Origin of the sequence: Streptomyces sp. NRRL WC-3549, from assembly GCF_000721935.1 — a bacterium.
Taxonomy (GTDB): Bacteria; Actinomycetota; Actinomycetes; order Streptomycetales; family Streptomycetaceae; genus Streptomyces.
Window position 1 is genome coordinate 30,775 of sequence record NZ_KL585404.1, and the last position, 13,300, is coordinate 44,074.

Consider the following 13,300-nt stretch of genomic DNA (forward strand, 5'->3'; position numbering starts at 1 on the left):
GGCCAGGGCCGCCGCGGCCGTCGCCCCCGTACCGCCCAGGGCCACGACCGCGGCCGAAGCCCGCACCGCCGCCTGGCTGGACGCGCACCAGGGACGGACCGGGGCCGCCGGGCGCTTCTTCCGGGAGCTGCCCAAGGGGGGTGACCTGCACAACCACCTCTCGGGCGCGGTGAGGACCGAGTACCTCATCCAGCTCGCCGCCGACGACGGGCTGTGCATCGACACCACCATGACGGCCGTCGCACCGCCGTGCGGACCGGGTAGACGGCCCGCCGTCGAGGCGCTCACCGACGCCGCGTTCCGGCAGAGCATCGTCCGGGCCTGGTCCATGCAGGACTTCCCACGGGGCGAGTCCGGGCACGACCACTTCTTCGACACGTTCGGCAAGTTCGGGGCGGCGACGGCGCACCGCGGGAAGATGCTGGCCGATGTGGCGGGCACCGCGGCGGCCCAGAACCAGAGTTATCTGGAGACGATGGTCAGCCCGGCCTCGGCAGGCGCCAAGAAGCTCGCCGACGACGTCGGGTGGAACCCGGACTTCGCCACCATGCACCGCAACCTCCTCGCCGGCGGCCGCCTCGACCAGCTGATCGCGGACGCCAAGCAGGAAGCGGACACCTCCGACGCGGAGTTCCGCGAGACGGCACACTGCGCCACCGCCACGCCCGCCCCGGCCTGCCGGATCACCGTGCGCTGGATCTCCCAGGTCTCACGCAACAGCGCCCCGGAGAGGGTCTTCACCCAGATCGCCCTGGGACTGCGCCTCGCCGAGCGGGACCAGCGGTTCGTCGCGGTGAACCTGGTCCAGCCGGAGGACGGCGCGATCTCGCTGCGTGACTACCGCCTCCAGATGCGGATGCTCGACTACCTCCACCGGACCTACCCCCGCGCCCACATCACCCTGCACGCGGGCGAGCTCGTACCGGGTCTGGTGAAGCCGGAGGACCTCACCTTCCACATCGACGACGCCGTACGCACCGGGCAGGCCGAGCGCATCGGCCACGGCGTCGACCTGGTGCACGAGGACGACTGGCGGCAGCTGGCACGCGACATGGCCCGCCGCCAGATCGCGGTGGAGGTCCCGCTCACCAGTAACGCGCAGATCCTCCAGGTGGAGGGCGCCGAACACCCCTTCCCGGTCTACCGGGCGTACGGGGTGCCCGTGGTGCTGTCGACGGACGACCCGGGGGTGTCGCGAGGTGACATCGGCCAGGAGTACCAGCGCGCGGCACGCACGTACGAGCTCGGTTACCCCGAGCTGAAGGACCTGGCGCGGGCCTCGTTGGAGTACTCCTTCCTCCCGGGCCGCAGCCTGTGGCGCGACGACCCCGTACGGAAGGGCTTCCGGCTGGTCGCCGAGTGCCGGGTACCCCAGTCGGACCGCTGCGGCCGTCTGCTGTCGTCCAGCCCGAAGGCACGGCTGGAGTGGCGCCAGGAGCAGGCTTTCCAGGCGTTCGAAGCCCGGTACGCGGGCTGAGCCGGGGCGGGGCGCACGGCTCGGCCGATGGGCCGGCAGCCCGCGCCCCGCCCCGCTCGTCAGACGTGGCCGTCACCCTGTGCGTCAGCGTCCGCCGCCCGACTGACCTCCCGGTTTCCAGGCGCATTCGACCCACAGCGTCTTCCCGTCCTGCCCGGGCAGCTCTCCGCCCGTCGGATAGGCGCCCCAGCTCTCCGCCCAGAGGGTGACGAGATGGAGCCCTCGCCCCCGTTCGGCCATCGCCGCCGGTGTCTCCACGCCCCAGCTGAACGGCGCCGGGACATGCGGGTCGGTGTCCCGGACGCTGAGCCGGACGCGCTGCCGCCCGGCACCGCGCAGCCGCAACGAGTACGCGCCCTTCGAATGCAGGTACGCGTTGGTGACCAGCTCACTGGCCAGCAACTCCGCGGCGTCGATGAGTTCGGCCATCCCGTGCACGCGCAGGACGGACCGCAGGGTGGACCGGGCCACCCCGGGGGCGCGGGGATCTCTCGGAAGTTGGAGGGTGTAGGCCCAGGGCGGCGCTACGGTGGCAGAAGGCATGGAAGTCTCCGTTCACGGAGGAAGGTTGGGGACGCTCTGTGCTGCCCGGTGACCAGGTCGCTCCGTCGAGCGGGGTTCTTCCGGGCGGGTGGCCTGGACAACACAGTAGGGCGTTACGTGTAATGCATTACATGAACTGGATGGATTGCATGTCAGATACCCTCGTGTGAGTGACAAGCGGGGGAGAGGTCGATGCCATCCAGCTCCACACCGACGGCACGCCGGAAGCGGCTCGGCTCCGAACTGCGCAAGCTCCGTGAGCGCGCGGGCATCACCGCGACGGAGGCCGCCGCGCTGCTCGGCGGCAACCAGGCGCGCATCAGCAACATCGAGGCCGGCCGTTACGGCGTGAGCGCCGACAGGGTCCGGGCGCTGGCCGACAACTACCAGTGTGACGACCGCAGGCTGGTCGATGCGCTGGCCGCCATGACCGGTGAACGCAGGCGCGGCTGGTGGGAGGAGTACCGGGACCTCCTGGCGCCCCGGCTGCTGGATCTCGCCGAACTGGAGCACCACGGCACAGCGCTGCGCACCTCCCACACGGCGGGGCTCCCCGGTCTGCTGCAGACGACCGACCACGCCCGGGAGGTCATGCGGCAGGTCGTCCCCGAACTGACACCCCCGGAGGTCGAACACCGGTTGTCGTTCCGCCTGAAGCGGCAGAGCGTCGTCTTCAGACCGGACCCCGCCCCCTACCGCGCGGTCATCCACGAGGCGGCCCTCCACATGAGGTTCGGCGGGCCCGCCGTCGCCAGGCGACAGCTCGAACACCTGCTTTCCATGAGCGAGCGGGACCACGTCACCATCCGGGTCATCCCGTTCGCGGCGGGCGCCTACCCGGGCGCCGGGCAGCCCGCCTACTACGTCCACGGCGCGGTGCCCCAGCTCGACACCGTGCAGCTCGACCAGGCCCACGGCATCGTCCTGCTGGACGCCGAGCCGCAGCTCTCGAAGTACCGCCTGGTCTTCGACCGGCTCGAAGCGCTCGCCGACGGGCCGGCCGCATCGCGCACACTGATCCGCGGAATCATCCGGGACCTATGAGGGAGGGCCAGATGGGCACATCGGCATGGCAGAAGTCTTCGTACTGCGGCGAAGGCGAGTCCTGCGTGCACGTGGCCGGTGACCACGGAACCGTGCTGGTCAGGGAGAGCGCCGACCCGACCGGGGCGACGCTCCGCACCACGCCCCACGCATGGGCCGCCCTCCTCCTCAGCGTCAAGGCAGGCCGGTCCCGTGACTGACCGCCCCACCGCACCGACCTGGACCCGGGCCGCCCCTGAGGACGCGACCGGCCCCGGCCCCTGGATCGAGATCGCCTTCGGCCCCGGCGAGCTCGTCCACCTCAGGGAGACGGGCGACCCGGACACCGTCGTCACCACGACCCGCACCAAGTGGGACGCCTTCGCCCAGGGTGTCCGAGCCGGGGAGTTCGACCACTTCGCCGAGCCCGGCGGCCGACCGCCGCCGGTGCGGGCATCCGATGACGACCTCGCTCTCGGAAACGATTGACGCAGCGGCGGCGAACGCCCGGACGCCGGTGCGCTCGCGCGGCGGCCGGGCATCACGCCCCCGCCCCTCTTCACCGCCCCGGGACCCGGTGCCCCCGGGCCGCCTCGCCGCCTCGCCCGCCTCGCCCGCCTCGCCCGCCTCGCCCGCCTCGCCGCCGCAGCATTCCGGCGCATCTCCGGCGGACCCGCCTTGTCGACCCTCCTCGCCCGCCTCGCCATGTGACCGACGCGGTCCCGTGCTGGAACCCCTTCAAAGGCGGCCACCTTGAGCTCTTTCGTCCCGATACGGCTGATCGAACGTACGGCTGAGGGACCGCTCCTGGGGCTGGAGTCGCGAACACCGATGTGGCGCACCGACCTGCCAGGCGGCGTCGTCGACCAGGAACTCGACGTCGCGGTGGCAGCGGACCGCACCCGGCGATGGAAGGACGAGCGATCGTTCGCCGACAAGACGGGTGACCCCGCCCACTGGACGCCCGACGAGGCGGCGGCCGTCCGTCCCGGGGCAGAAGAGTCGTGCGCCGGGCAGAAACGGGGACGCCCCCGTTCGACAGCTCCTGGCGCGATGTCCGGCCGGCCGCCCTCGCACTGGACCCTGCCACCACGGACCAGATCCCCGGGCCGCTCCGCCCTATGACGCGAGGCCCGACCTCTCGCGCCGGTCCGCATCCTGATGCCACGTCACTGCGGAGCCACCGGCGTACTCCCGGCTCTCGAACAGCGCGTACGAACACTTCGCGCCTCTCGAACGCTGCGACCGCATCCACAACCCATGGCCACCGTCGTTGCTAGCCGTCACAGAGCGTGATACACAGAGTAACCATGCATATGCGCGCAGGACCTGAGGCGAACCGCAGGTCAGCGCGTCCCCACCGGTCAAACGTGCGAGATTCGGGTAAAGAGACCCCGGAAGGCGTCGTGCGATACCGGTTTCATCAGCGAAGATAGAGAGCGACCCGTTCCGCACGGCACGGGCGGCGAACTACCCAACAGGGGCGGTGACTTACATGATCCTGGCAGCTGAAAAGGGCGACATCACCACCATCATCGGCGGAATCGCCCCGAACTGGGGGCCGTTCGGGACCCTGGGCAACGAGGCTCGCATCATGATCGAGGTGGTGATGGCGGTGGCCATCCTGCTCTGCCTCGGCATCGCGATCTGGGGTGCGGCGAAGCAGCGCATCGGTGCGACGGCCCTGCGTGACACGTTCAGCGCGGAACAGGGCAAGGGCCTGATCGTGGCGGGGCTGACCGGCGTCTTCATCATCGGGTCACTGGGCACGCTGTTCACCATCGTGTACGGGATGGCCGTCTGACCGGCCGTCACCCCACCCGTCCGGGGCGCATCCCACGCCCGCCCCCACACCACCCGTCCGTTGTGCCCACCGGCAGAGGTTGCGTCTCCTGATGTCGAGTCACCACTCCGCTCCCACGCGGGAACCAGCACGGCTACCGTCGTACGAGGCGGCACTGCACACGGCTGAGGGGGCGTACGCGGCATGAGCCAGGGCGACGAGCGCGGCTACGGCGGCGAACCGGGTGGCCGCCCGGAGGACGCGTACAGCACCATCGGCGGGACGCGCCAGACACGGACGCGCCTACCCGGCGGCGACGACACCGACGGCTACGGACGACGGCCCGTGCGGAACACCCGCTCGCTGGTGCTGGTGGTGGGCGTCGTCGTCCTGCTCCTGGCTGCCATCGCGTTCGCGAACCGGGGCGACGGCACGGACAACGGATCTGGCGGAGGTGGAGGCGGCAAGGAGTCGCCGGCCGCCGGAGCGGGGCCCACGGCCGCGACGGGCACGAAGCCGGTAGAGGGCAAGAACGGAACGATCGCGTCGGGCTTCGCACACGACGAGCAGGGGGCGCAGAGCGCGGCGGCGAATTATGGCGTCGCGCTGGGATCAGCCGATATGTTCGACAAGACCCGACGACGCGAAATCAGCGCCACCGTATACGCACCGGACGTTGCCGCCGCGCGACAGGACCAGCTCGACAGTGTGTACTCCGAAAAGGACTTTCTGGCGCGGATCGGCCTGAACCCGGACGGCACCGCTCCAGCCGGCCTGACCTTTATCTCTCGAGTCAGCCCGTTCGGAGCGAAGGTCGAGAAGTTCGAAGGAGACACGGCGAGCGTGGCCGTATGGTACTCCGTCCTGTTCGGTCTGGCTGGCGAGGGTTCGCAGAATCCGGTGTCCGAGAGCTGGTACACGACCACTTACGAACTGAGATGGGTCGACGGCGACTGGAAGGTCACCGATTTCACGCAGAAGGACGGGCCGACACCGGTAGGGCGCGACCAGGTCGCCTCCCCTGCTGAGGAGATGGCCGGGGCCGTGCAGCAGTTCGGAGGGTTCACCTATGCCCGCTAAAGGGCCACGCCGGGCGGTCTCGCTCATGGCCGCGCTGAGCGTTGCACAGATCTCTCTTGTGCTGTTGGCCGCTCGTGCGGTTGCTGACCCTTCGCCGACGCCAGAGCCGAGCGGCAGCAACAACGCTTGCGACCTCATCCGCGGCCCCGCCAAGGACTACTGCGAAGGCGACGCCGGCAGCACACGCACCACCCCCCCGACCACCGACGACGCCCTCGACCCCCTCTCCTCCCTCGCCCGCGGCTGCGCCGACGCCGCGTCGTGGACGATCGGGAAGCTCAGCGAGGCCGTCGAGGGGACCGCCAACGTCGATTTCACGAACCTCACCTTCCTCAAGCAGTACTCCGTCGTCTTCGCCGTCCTCACCCTCGTCCTGTGGCTGTTCGCCGTGGCCAAGCGGGCGATGCGCGGAGTCCCCTTCGCCACCGCGATGTCCGAGGCCGTCGGCTTCCTCTGGCTGACCGTCCTCGCCTCCGCCTTCACCCCGCTCATCCTCTACGTGGTCGTCTCCGCCACCGACGGCGTCACCTCGGTCATCTCCACCGCCACCGGCTCCCAGAACGACGTCTTCTTCGGCTCCTTCGCCGAGGCCCTCAAGAAGGGCACCGACATCGGCGGCGGTCCGATCATGCTGATCGTCGTCTCGCTCGTGTCGGTGCTCGCCGCCGGCATCCTGTGGCTGGAGCTCGTCATCCGGGCCGCCCTGCTCTACGTGGGCGCCCTGCTCGGCGTCATCGTGTACGCGGGGCTGGTCGACAAGAACATGTGGGGCCACGTCCGCCGCTGGGCGGGCATCATGGTCGCCGTGATCATGGTCAAGCCGGTCATCGTCATCGTGCTCGGGCTGGCCGGTGCGCTCACCGAGGGCGACGGGCCGAACTCGATGTCCGCCGTCGTCTCCGGGCTCGCCATCATCCTGCTGGCCATCTTCGCCTCGGCCATGATCTACCGCTTCGTGCCCGGTTTCGGCGACGAGATCCAGGGTGCCCGTACCAACCGCAAGCAGGCCACGGACGGCTCCCAGGCCGCCGCGATGATCAGCTCGCCCGCCGCACTCGTCTCCCAGGGCATCAAGACCCACAGCGGCCGTAGCGGTGGCGGTGCCGGCGGCAGCGGCGGAGGCGGACGCCCGGCCAACCCGGTCAGCGGCGGCGTCGCGGCACACAGCTCCCGCGGTTCCGGCGCGGGCGGCGGCGGAGGCTCCGCCGCGCCTTCGCCCCGCAGCGGGTCCGGGCCGACCTCCGGCACCCCCCACAGCAGCCGCTCCCCGCGGGGCGGTTCCGGCAGCACAGGCAGCACGAGCACAGGAGGTGGCGGGCGTTGACGACCCAGTCCCACATCGCACCCCGCCGTACGTATCTCATCGGCCGCGCCCGGCCGAACGCGATCGTCGGCAAGAACCGCGAGACGGGCGAGATCGCGCTGATCATCGTCGGGGCGTTCCTCGGCATGATGAGCGGGCTCCTCGTCCCGGTCCTCTCCCTGCGCATCGTGTCCCTCGTGGGCTTCCCCATGCTCGCCCTGGCCGTCGTCTACCTGCCCTACAAGGGCCGGACGTTCTACAAGTGGTTCGAGATCAACCGCAGCTTCAAGCGCACCCTCCGCCGGGGCACGGCCTACCGTTCGGCCGCCATGGAGGCGGGGGTGAACGCCGACGGCCGTGAGGTCGAGATCGGGCCGCCCCCGGGCATCGGCCGGATCAGCTGGCTCGCCGCCCCGTTCGGGCCGGACGAGATCGCCGTCCTGCTGCACGCCGACCGGCGTACGGTGACCGCCGCCATCGAGATCGAGGGCCCCGGCGTCGGCCTGCGGGACAGCGAGGACCAGGAGGCCCTGGTCGACCGGTTCGGCACCCTCCTCAAGCACGTCGCCAACGGAGACGGCTTCGTGACGCGCCTCCAGATGCTGGCGCGCACCCTTCCCGCCGACCCCGACGCCCACGCCAAGGACGTCGCCCAGCGCGGCGACCAGGCCGCTCCCGGCTGGCTGCGGGACAGCTACGACCAGCTCCAGTCGATGGTCTCCACCTCCAGCGAGCAGCACCGCGCCTACCTCGTCGCCTGTATGCACTACAGCCGTGAGCTGGCCGCCGAGGCCAATGCCATGGCCCGCGCCGCCCGCCCCCAGGGCGGCCGCAAGCTCGACCGCGACGCCGGGCTCGCCGTCGTCATGGCCCGCGAGCTGACCGACATCTGCGCGCGTCTCGCCGAGGCGGACATCCGGGTGCGTCAGCCGCTCGGGCAGAGCCGGCTGGCCTCCCTCGTGCACTCGATGTACGACCCCGACCACCCCATCGACCACATCCAGGCGATGACCAAGCGCAACGCCTGGCCCGCCGAACTCGACGCGGTCGAGCCGACGTTCCTCCAGGCCAAGACCCGCGAGTCCACGACCCGCGCCCCGTGGTGCCACGCCACGGCGTGGGTGAAGGAATGGCCGATGACCCCCGTCGGCGTGAACTTCCTGGCCCCGCTGCTCGTTCACACACCGGACGTGATCCGTACGGTGGCGGTGTGCATGGACCTCGAACCCACCGAGGTCGCCATCGAGCGGATGCTGACCGAGAAGACGAACGACGAGGCCGAGGCGAGCCGTCAGGCCAAGATGAACCGCACGGTCGACCCCCGTGACATCGCCGCCCACGGCCGGCTCGACCAGCGGGGCGAAGACCTCGCGAGCGGAGCGGCCGGGGTCAACCTGGTGGGGTACATCACCGTCTCGTCCCGCTCCCCGGAGGCACTCGCCCGCGACAAGCGGACGATCCGTGCCTCCGCCGGCAAGTCGTACCTCAAGCTCGAATGGTGCGACCGCGAGCACCACCGCGCCTTCGTCAACACCCTGCCGTTCGCCACCGGCATCCGCCGCTGACCCCTCGCCGGGGCACGCCGGCCGGCAGCGACCGGACCGCCCGCGCAAGACCGCACTGACAGCACAGACCGCACAGACCGAACCGAGAGGGAAGGCCGTCACGCCATGCGAGACCCACTGTCCGCGTTGTCGGACGCCTTCACGGCCTTCCTCTTCGGGAAGGTGGAGACGACCCGGCTGCCGGTCCGTACATCGACGGGCCAGGCCCAGGCCGTCTACCTGCCGACCGCCGCACCCGGCCTCGGCGACTCCGGTGTGATCATCGGACGTGAGGTGTACTCCGGCAAGGGCTACATCTACGACCCGTTCCAGCTGTACGGCCAGCAGCTCCCCGCACCGCACTGGCTGGTCCTCGGCGAGTCCGGCAACGGCAAGTCGGCACTCGAGAAGACGTACGTGCTCCGTCAGCTCCGCTTCCGTGACCGCCAGGTCGTCGTCCTCGACGCCCAGGGTGAGGACGGCGTCGGCGAGTGGAACCTCATCGCCCAGGAGCTGGGCATCACCCCCATCCGCCTCGACCCGACCGCCGCCCTGAACGACGGCATCCGGCTGAACCCGCTCGACCCGACGATCACCACCACCGGCCAGCTCGCCCTGCTCCGCACGATCATCGAGGTGGCCATGGGCCACGGCCTCGACGAACGTTCCGGGTTCGCCCTCAAGGTCGCCCACGCCTACGTCAACGGGACGATCACCGACCGCCAGCCGGTCCTGATGGACATCGTCGAGCAGCTCCGCCACCCGGAACCCGAGTCCGCGGAGGCGATGAACGTCGACCTGGACGACGTACGGGCCTGGGGCCTGGACGTCGCCCTCGTCCTGGACCGCCTCGTCGACGGTGACCTGCGCGGCATGTTCGACGGCCCCACGACCATCGGCATCGACCTCGACGCACCGCTGATCGTCTTCGACCTCTCGCACATCGACCGCAACTCCATCGCGATGCCCATCCTCATGGCGATCGTCGGCGTATGGCTGGAGCACACCTGGATCAGGCCCGACCGGAAGAAGCGCATCTTCCTGGTGGAGGAGGCCTGGCACATCATCAACTCCCCCTTCGTCGCGCAGCTCTTCCAGCGCCTGCTGAAGTTCGGCCGGCGGCTCGGTCTGTCCTTCGTCGCCGTCGTCCACCACCTCAGCGACGTCGTCGACGGGGCGGCGGCCAAGGAGGCGGCGGCTATCCTGAAGATGGCCTCCACCCGCACCATCTACGCCCAGAAGGCCGACGAGGCCAGAGCCACCGGCAAGGTCATCGGTCTGCCTCGGTGGGCGGTCGAGATCATCCCGACCCTGACCCCCGGCATCGCCGTCTGGGACGTCAACGGCAACGTCCAGGTCGTCAAACACCTGATCACGGAAGCGGAACGCCCCCTCGTCTTCACCGACCGCGCCATGACCGAGGGTTCCGTCCCGGACCTGCTCCCCGACGACGTACGGGCCGCCGAGCTGGAGGCGGAGGAGCGTGCGGCCAGGATCGAGCGTCAGCAGCGGCTGGCCGAGTCCTCCGAGTCGACGGTGGCCTGACCGTGGCACGCCCGGCACCCTCCCGTACGGAGCACGGCGGCCAGGCCGGGGGCATCCCGGACGGCCTGCTGATAGGTCTGCTGAGCTTCCTCTTCGGCATCACGGTCCTGGCCTGGACGGCCACGGGCCTCGCCGGACTGTTCGCCCACGGCGGCTGGCCGAGCGGCGTCACGTTCACCCGGACACCGCTCGCCCTGCGCGCCCTGGCCTCCGCACCGCACGACCTGGCCGCCGCCTGGCCCGACACCCCGAAGGGCGAACTCTCCGGGTACGGGCTCTTCTGGGGTCTGTTCATCGGCGAGCTCATGGTGCTGATCGTCCTGACGATCTTCGTCATGGGCGTGGTGACCCGCGGGCGCCTCGTCCGCAGACACCGGGCAGCAGAAGCCGCCCAGGCGGCGAAGGCCCCGGAGACCGCCGAGACGACAGGGCCAGGCCGGACAGCGGAGATGCCGGCCGAGCCGGCGCCCGGGCAGCGTCCCTCCGCATACCGCCCTGCGGCCCCGCGCGGCCCGGAACACCCACCGGAGCCGGCCCCCGCATCCCCACCACCGTCCCACGCACCACCGGCCTCCCAGGTGCCACCGGCGGCCTCCGCGGAGACGATCACGCACGCACCCGCACCCACGCCGACGACCCCGCCCGCGGCCCACGCCGAGACCGCCCCGCTCCTCGTCAACCCGGCCGCCGTCCCCGGCCCCCGGGGCCCGGTCCTCCTCTACGGCACCGCCGCCACCCGGCGCCCCACCGCCCTCCAGGCCGTCCAGGACGCCGAGGGCCCCGCCCTCGTCGTGACGTCCGACCCCACGCTCTGGGCCGAGACGAAAGACGCCCGCGCCAAGCTCGGACCCGTCCTCGTCTACGATCCCGGCCACCTCTGCGACACCCCGGGCCGACTGCACTGGTCGCCCACCGCCGGCTGCGAGGACCCCGCCGTCGCGACCGAACGGGCCGCGGCCCTCCTCGCCCCGGTCCGCCCCCGCGCCCGGGTCGACGCAGCCGTCGCCGACACCGCCCAGACCCTCCTTCAGTGCTGGCTGCACGCCGCCGCCGTGGACGGCCGTCCCTTCCGCCAGGTCCACCGCTGGGCCTCCAAAGGCAGCGCCCACGAACCGGTCCGCCTGCTGCGTACGCACCCCAAGGCGGCGTCCGGACTCGCCGGGCTCCTGGAATCCGCACTCACCGCCTACCCCGAACGCCGCGACGCGGCACAGGACCTGACGGGACGTGCCTTCGCCGCGCTCTCCTCGGTCCATGTCCGCGATGCCTGCACGCCGAACCGAAACGACGCGCTCGTACTGGAATCTTTTGCCGCCGAAGGGGGAACGCTTTATGTGGTGGGTGAATCCATCGAGGATCCCCGCCACCGCCCCGGCGCGATGCCCCTCCTCACCGCGCTCGCCTCACACGTGGTCGAGCACGGCCGCCGCATGGCCGCACGGTCAACCGACGGTCGGCTCGACCCACCAATGGCCCTGGTCCTCGACGACGTCGCGGCCGTGGCTCCCCTTCCGCAGCTCCCGGAGCTGCTGAGAACCGGCCGGGATCAGGGGATGCCCGCCCTGGTACTGCTCCGCTCCCAGGAACAGGCCCGTTCCCGCTGGCAGTCCCCCCTCCACGCCCCGGAACACCACTGACCCCAGGCCACTGGAAGTCCAGGCCACCGGTGCCCGCGACGGACCGTATCCGGGCTCAGGCCGCCCCCGGCTCCCTGCGGATCTCGAACTCCAGCTCACAAGCGGTCGGATCGCCTTCCATCGGTATCGACGCACCGCTCGGTACGAAGCCGATCCGCCGGTAGGAGGCCGCGGCCCTCGCGTTGTCCTCGTGGACGTAGAGCCGTACCCGTTCCACCGGCGGGCCGGTCAGCGACCACGACCAGTCGATCGCCTCACGGAACAGGGCGTCCACCACTCCCCGCCCCCGGTGCTCGGGCCGGACGAACACCCCCACCAGGTGCGTCTGATCGACCTCGGCCACCGCCCCGAAGCGCACCCCGTCCGCCGGCCGCTCGACCAGCACCGACACGGTCCCCGCCCACTGCCCGTCCAGTCCCTTGGCGACGAACTGCCGTACGCGCAGCCCGGCGGCCCCGTCCTCGGTCCGCTCCCGCCAGTACGCGTCCGGCCTGGCCACCGCGTCCTCGTACGTCTCCAGGAAGGCGATCGAAGCGACCGGGTCCCTCAGTGCGGCCAGCCGGATGTCCCTGACCCGCTCCCACTCGTCGGCGCGTACCGCCCGTACCACGTAGTCCATGCGCCGATGGTGCCCGGCGCCCCGGCACCGAAGCAACCGGAAAACGGGCAGGTGAGAGGCGCACGGCCCACCGCGCCGCATCCGGTACGACGGCGCCGCCACCTCCCCTCGCCGCGTCCTCGCCTCCGGCACCCGTACCCGGATGCTCATCGTGACGACGTGCGACCCGGACGCGTACGCGCACCAGGGTCCACGGGCCGGGCGGGCCGATGGCTTCCTGGTGAAGCACGCGATGCCTGGAGAACTTCTGGCAGGTGTCAGGGCCGTGGCGGGTGGGAATGCCTGCCGGGCACGGGACGGCTGAACTCCATGCCCCGCCGACCAGCGCGAGCAACGCTCCAAGCCCTTAGGAATCGGCGGCTTCCGCCAGAACGTGTGCGAGTTCGCCGGGGCGGGTGGCCATCGGCCAGTGACCCGAGTCGAGGTCCACGTACTCAAGGTGGTGAGCGCGGGCGAGTTCAGGGCTCTCACCGGCGGCGATCCACTGCTCGGCCTGGGCGGGAGTGAACTCGGGGCAGACGACCACGACGGGGACGTCGAAGCGGCGCTCATCGGTCAGGCGCACAACTCCCCTGGCGACCGCCTCGGGGACAGGAACAGCGACGGACGCGACACGGTCCCGGGTCACTCCGTCCAGGTCGGCGGTGTCCTCGGCCTCGAAGGCGCCCCAGCCCGGGAAGGGCATGGCACCGCCTTCCATGGGGAAGTGGTCGGCGTAGGGCCTGTCTCTTGTGTATAAGAGACAG

12 protein-coding genes and 2 pseudogenes are annotated in these 13,300 nt (G+C 71.0%); 11 read left to right on the forward strand and 3 right to left on the reverse strand.

The window, feature by feature from the left end; translation table 11 throughout:
• Window positions 1-1,477: adenosine deaminase family protein (locus IH13_RS0117945; RefSeq protein ID WP_031085651.1), on the forward strand; the 1,477-nt coding region annotated here is incomplete at its 5' end.
• 84 nt (window positions 1,478-1,561) lie between these two features.
• On the opposite strand, the gene IH13_RS0117950 is transcribed toward IH13_RS0117945, so the two are convergent.
• A complete protein-coding gene (locus tag IH13_RS0117950) occupies window positions 1,562-2,020 on the reverse strand; it encodes an ATP-binding protein (RefSeq protein ID WP_031085652.1) in 459 nt (152 codons plus the stop codon).
• Window positions 2,021-2,212: 192 nt separating this feature from the next.
• On the opposite strand from IH13_RS0117950, the gene IH13_RS0117955 reads away from it, so the two are divergent.
• From IH13_RS0117955 to IH13_RS0117995, 9 genes are all read left to right on the forward strand, one after another.
• The gene (locus tag IH13_RS0117955) at window positions 2,213-3,064 is read left to right on the forward strand and encodes a helix-turn-helix domain-containing protein (protein WP_031085655.1); all 852 of its coding nucleotides are present in this window, start codon (window positions 2,213-2,215) and stop codon (window positions 3,062-3,064) included.
• 11 nt (window positions 3,065-3,075) lie between these two features.
• On the forward strand, window positions 3,076-3,264 hold the full coding sequence (locus IH13_RS0117960) for a DUF397 domain-containing protein (RefSeq protein ID WP_031085657.1): 189 nt from the start codon (window positions 3,076-3,078) through the stop codon (window positions 3,262-3,264).
• Complete coding sequence (locus tag IH13_RS0117965) at window positions 3,257-3,532, forward strand: DUF397 domain-containing protein (RefSeq protein WP_037841676.1); 276 nt, start codon at window positions 3,257-3,259, stop codon at window positions 3,530-3,532. Before IH13_RS0117960 ends, IH13_RS0117965 begins: the two co-directional genes overlap by 8 nt.
• A gap of 1,006 nt (window positions 3,533-4,538) precedes the next feature.
• Entirely contained in the window at window positions 4,539-4,847 is a 309-nt protein-coding gene (locus IH13_RS0117970) for a hypothetical protein (protein WP_014047394.1), read from the forward strand.
• Window positions 4,848-5,030: 183 nt separating this feature from the next.
• A complete protein-coding gene (locus IH13_RS0117975; protein WP_031085661.1) occupies window positions 5,031-5,906 on the forward strand; it encodes a DUF8175 domain-containg protein in 876 nt (291 codons plus the stop codon).
• The gene (locus IH13_RS0117980; RefSeq protein WP_031085663.1) at window positions 5,896-7,230 is read left to right on the forward strand and encodes a hypothetical protein; all 1,335 of its coding nucleotides are present in this window, start codon (window positions 5,896-5,898) and stop codon (window positions 7,228-7,230) included. The genes IH13_RS0117975 and IH13_RS0117980 overlap by 11 nt, the downstream gene beginning before the upstream one ends.
• Window positions 7,227-8,774: an SCO6880 family protein gene (locus tag IH13_RS0117985; protein WP_031085666.1), complete on the forward strand. Its 1,548-nt coding sequence runs from the start codon at window positions 7,227-7,229 to the stop codon at window positions 8,772-8,774. Before IH13_RS0117980 ends, IH13_RS0117985 begins: the two co-directional genes overlap by 4 nt.
• A gap of 105 nt (window positions 8,775-8,879) precedes the next feature.
• Window positions 8,880-10,298, forward strand: coding sequence for an ATP-binding protein (locus tag IH13_RS0117990; protein ID WP_031085670.1), 1,419 nt, complete (start codon window positions 8,880-8,882; stop codon window positions 10,296-10,298).
• A 2-nt stretch (window positions 10,299-10,300) separates the two neighbouring features.
• A complete protein-coding gene (locus IH13_RS0117995) occupies window positions 10,301-11,935 on the forward strand; it encodes a type IV secretory system conjugative DNA transfer family protein (protein WP_031085671.1) in 1,635 nt (544 codons plus the stop codon).
• Window positions 11,936-11,990: 55 nt separating this feature from the next.
• Here IH13_RS0117995 and IH13_RS0118000 read toward each other — a convergent pair whose 3' ends face one another.
• On the reverse strand, window positions 11,991-12,554 hold the full coding sequence (locus IH13_RS0118000) for a GNAT family N-acetyltransferase (protein WP_031085673.1): 564 nt from the start codon (window positions 12,552-12,554) through the stop codon (window positions 11,991-11,993).
• A 109-nt stretch (window positions 12,555-12,663) separates the two neighbouring features.
• Between IH13_RS0118000 and IH13_RS44685 the strand changes: the two are divergent.
• A pseudogene (locus IH13_RS44685) lies at window positions 12,664-12,837 on the forward strand (DNA-binding response regulator); the annotation flags it as partial.
• A gap of 63 nt (window positions 12,838-12,900) precedes the next feature.
• On the opposite strand, the pseudogene IH13_RS0118005 reads toward IH13_RS44685, so the two are convergent.
• Window positions 12,901-13,300: pseudogene (locus IH13_RS0118005) on the reverse strand (alpha/beta hydrolase); the annotation flags it as partial.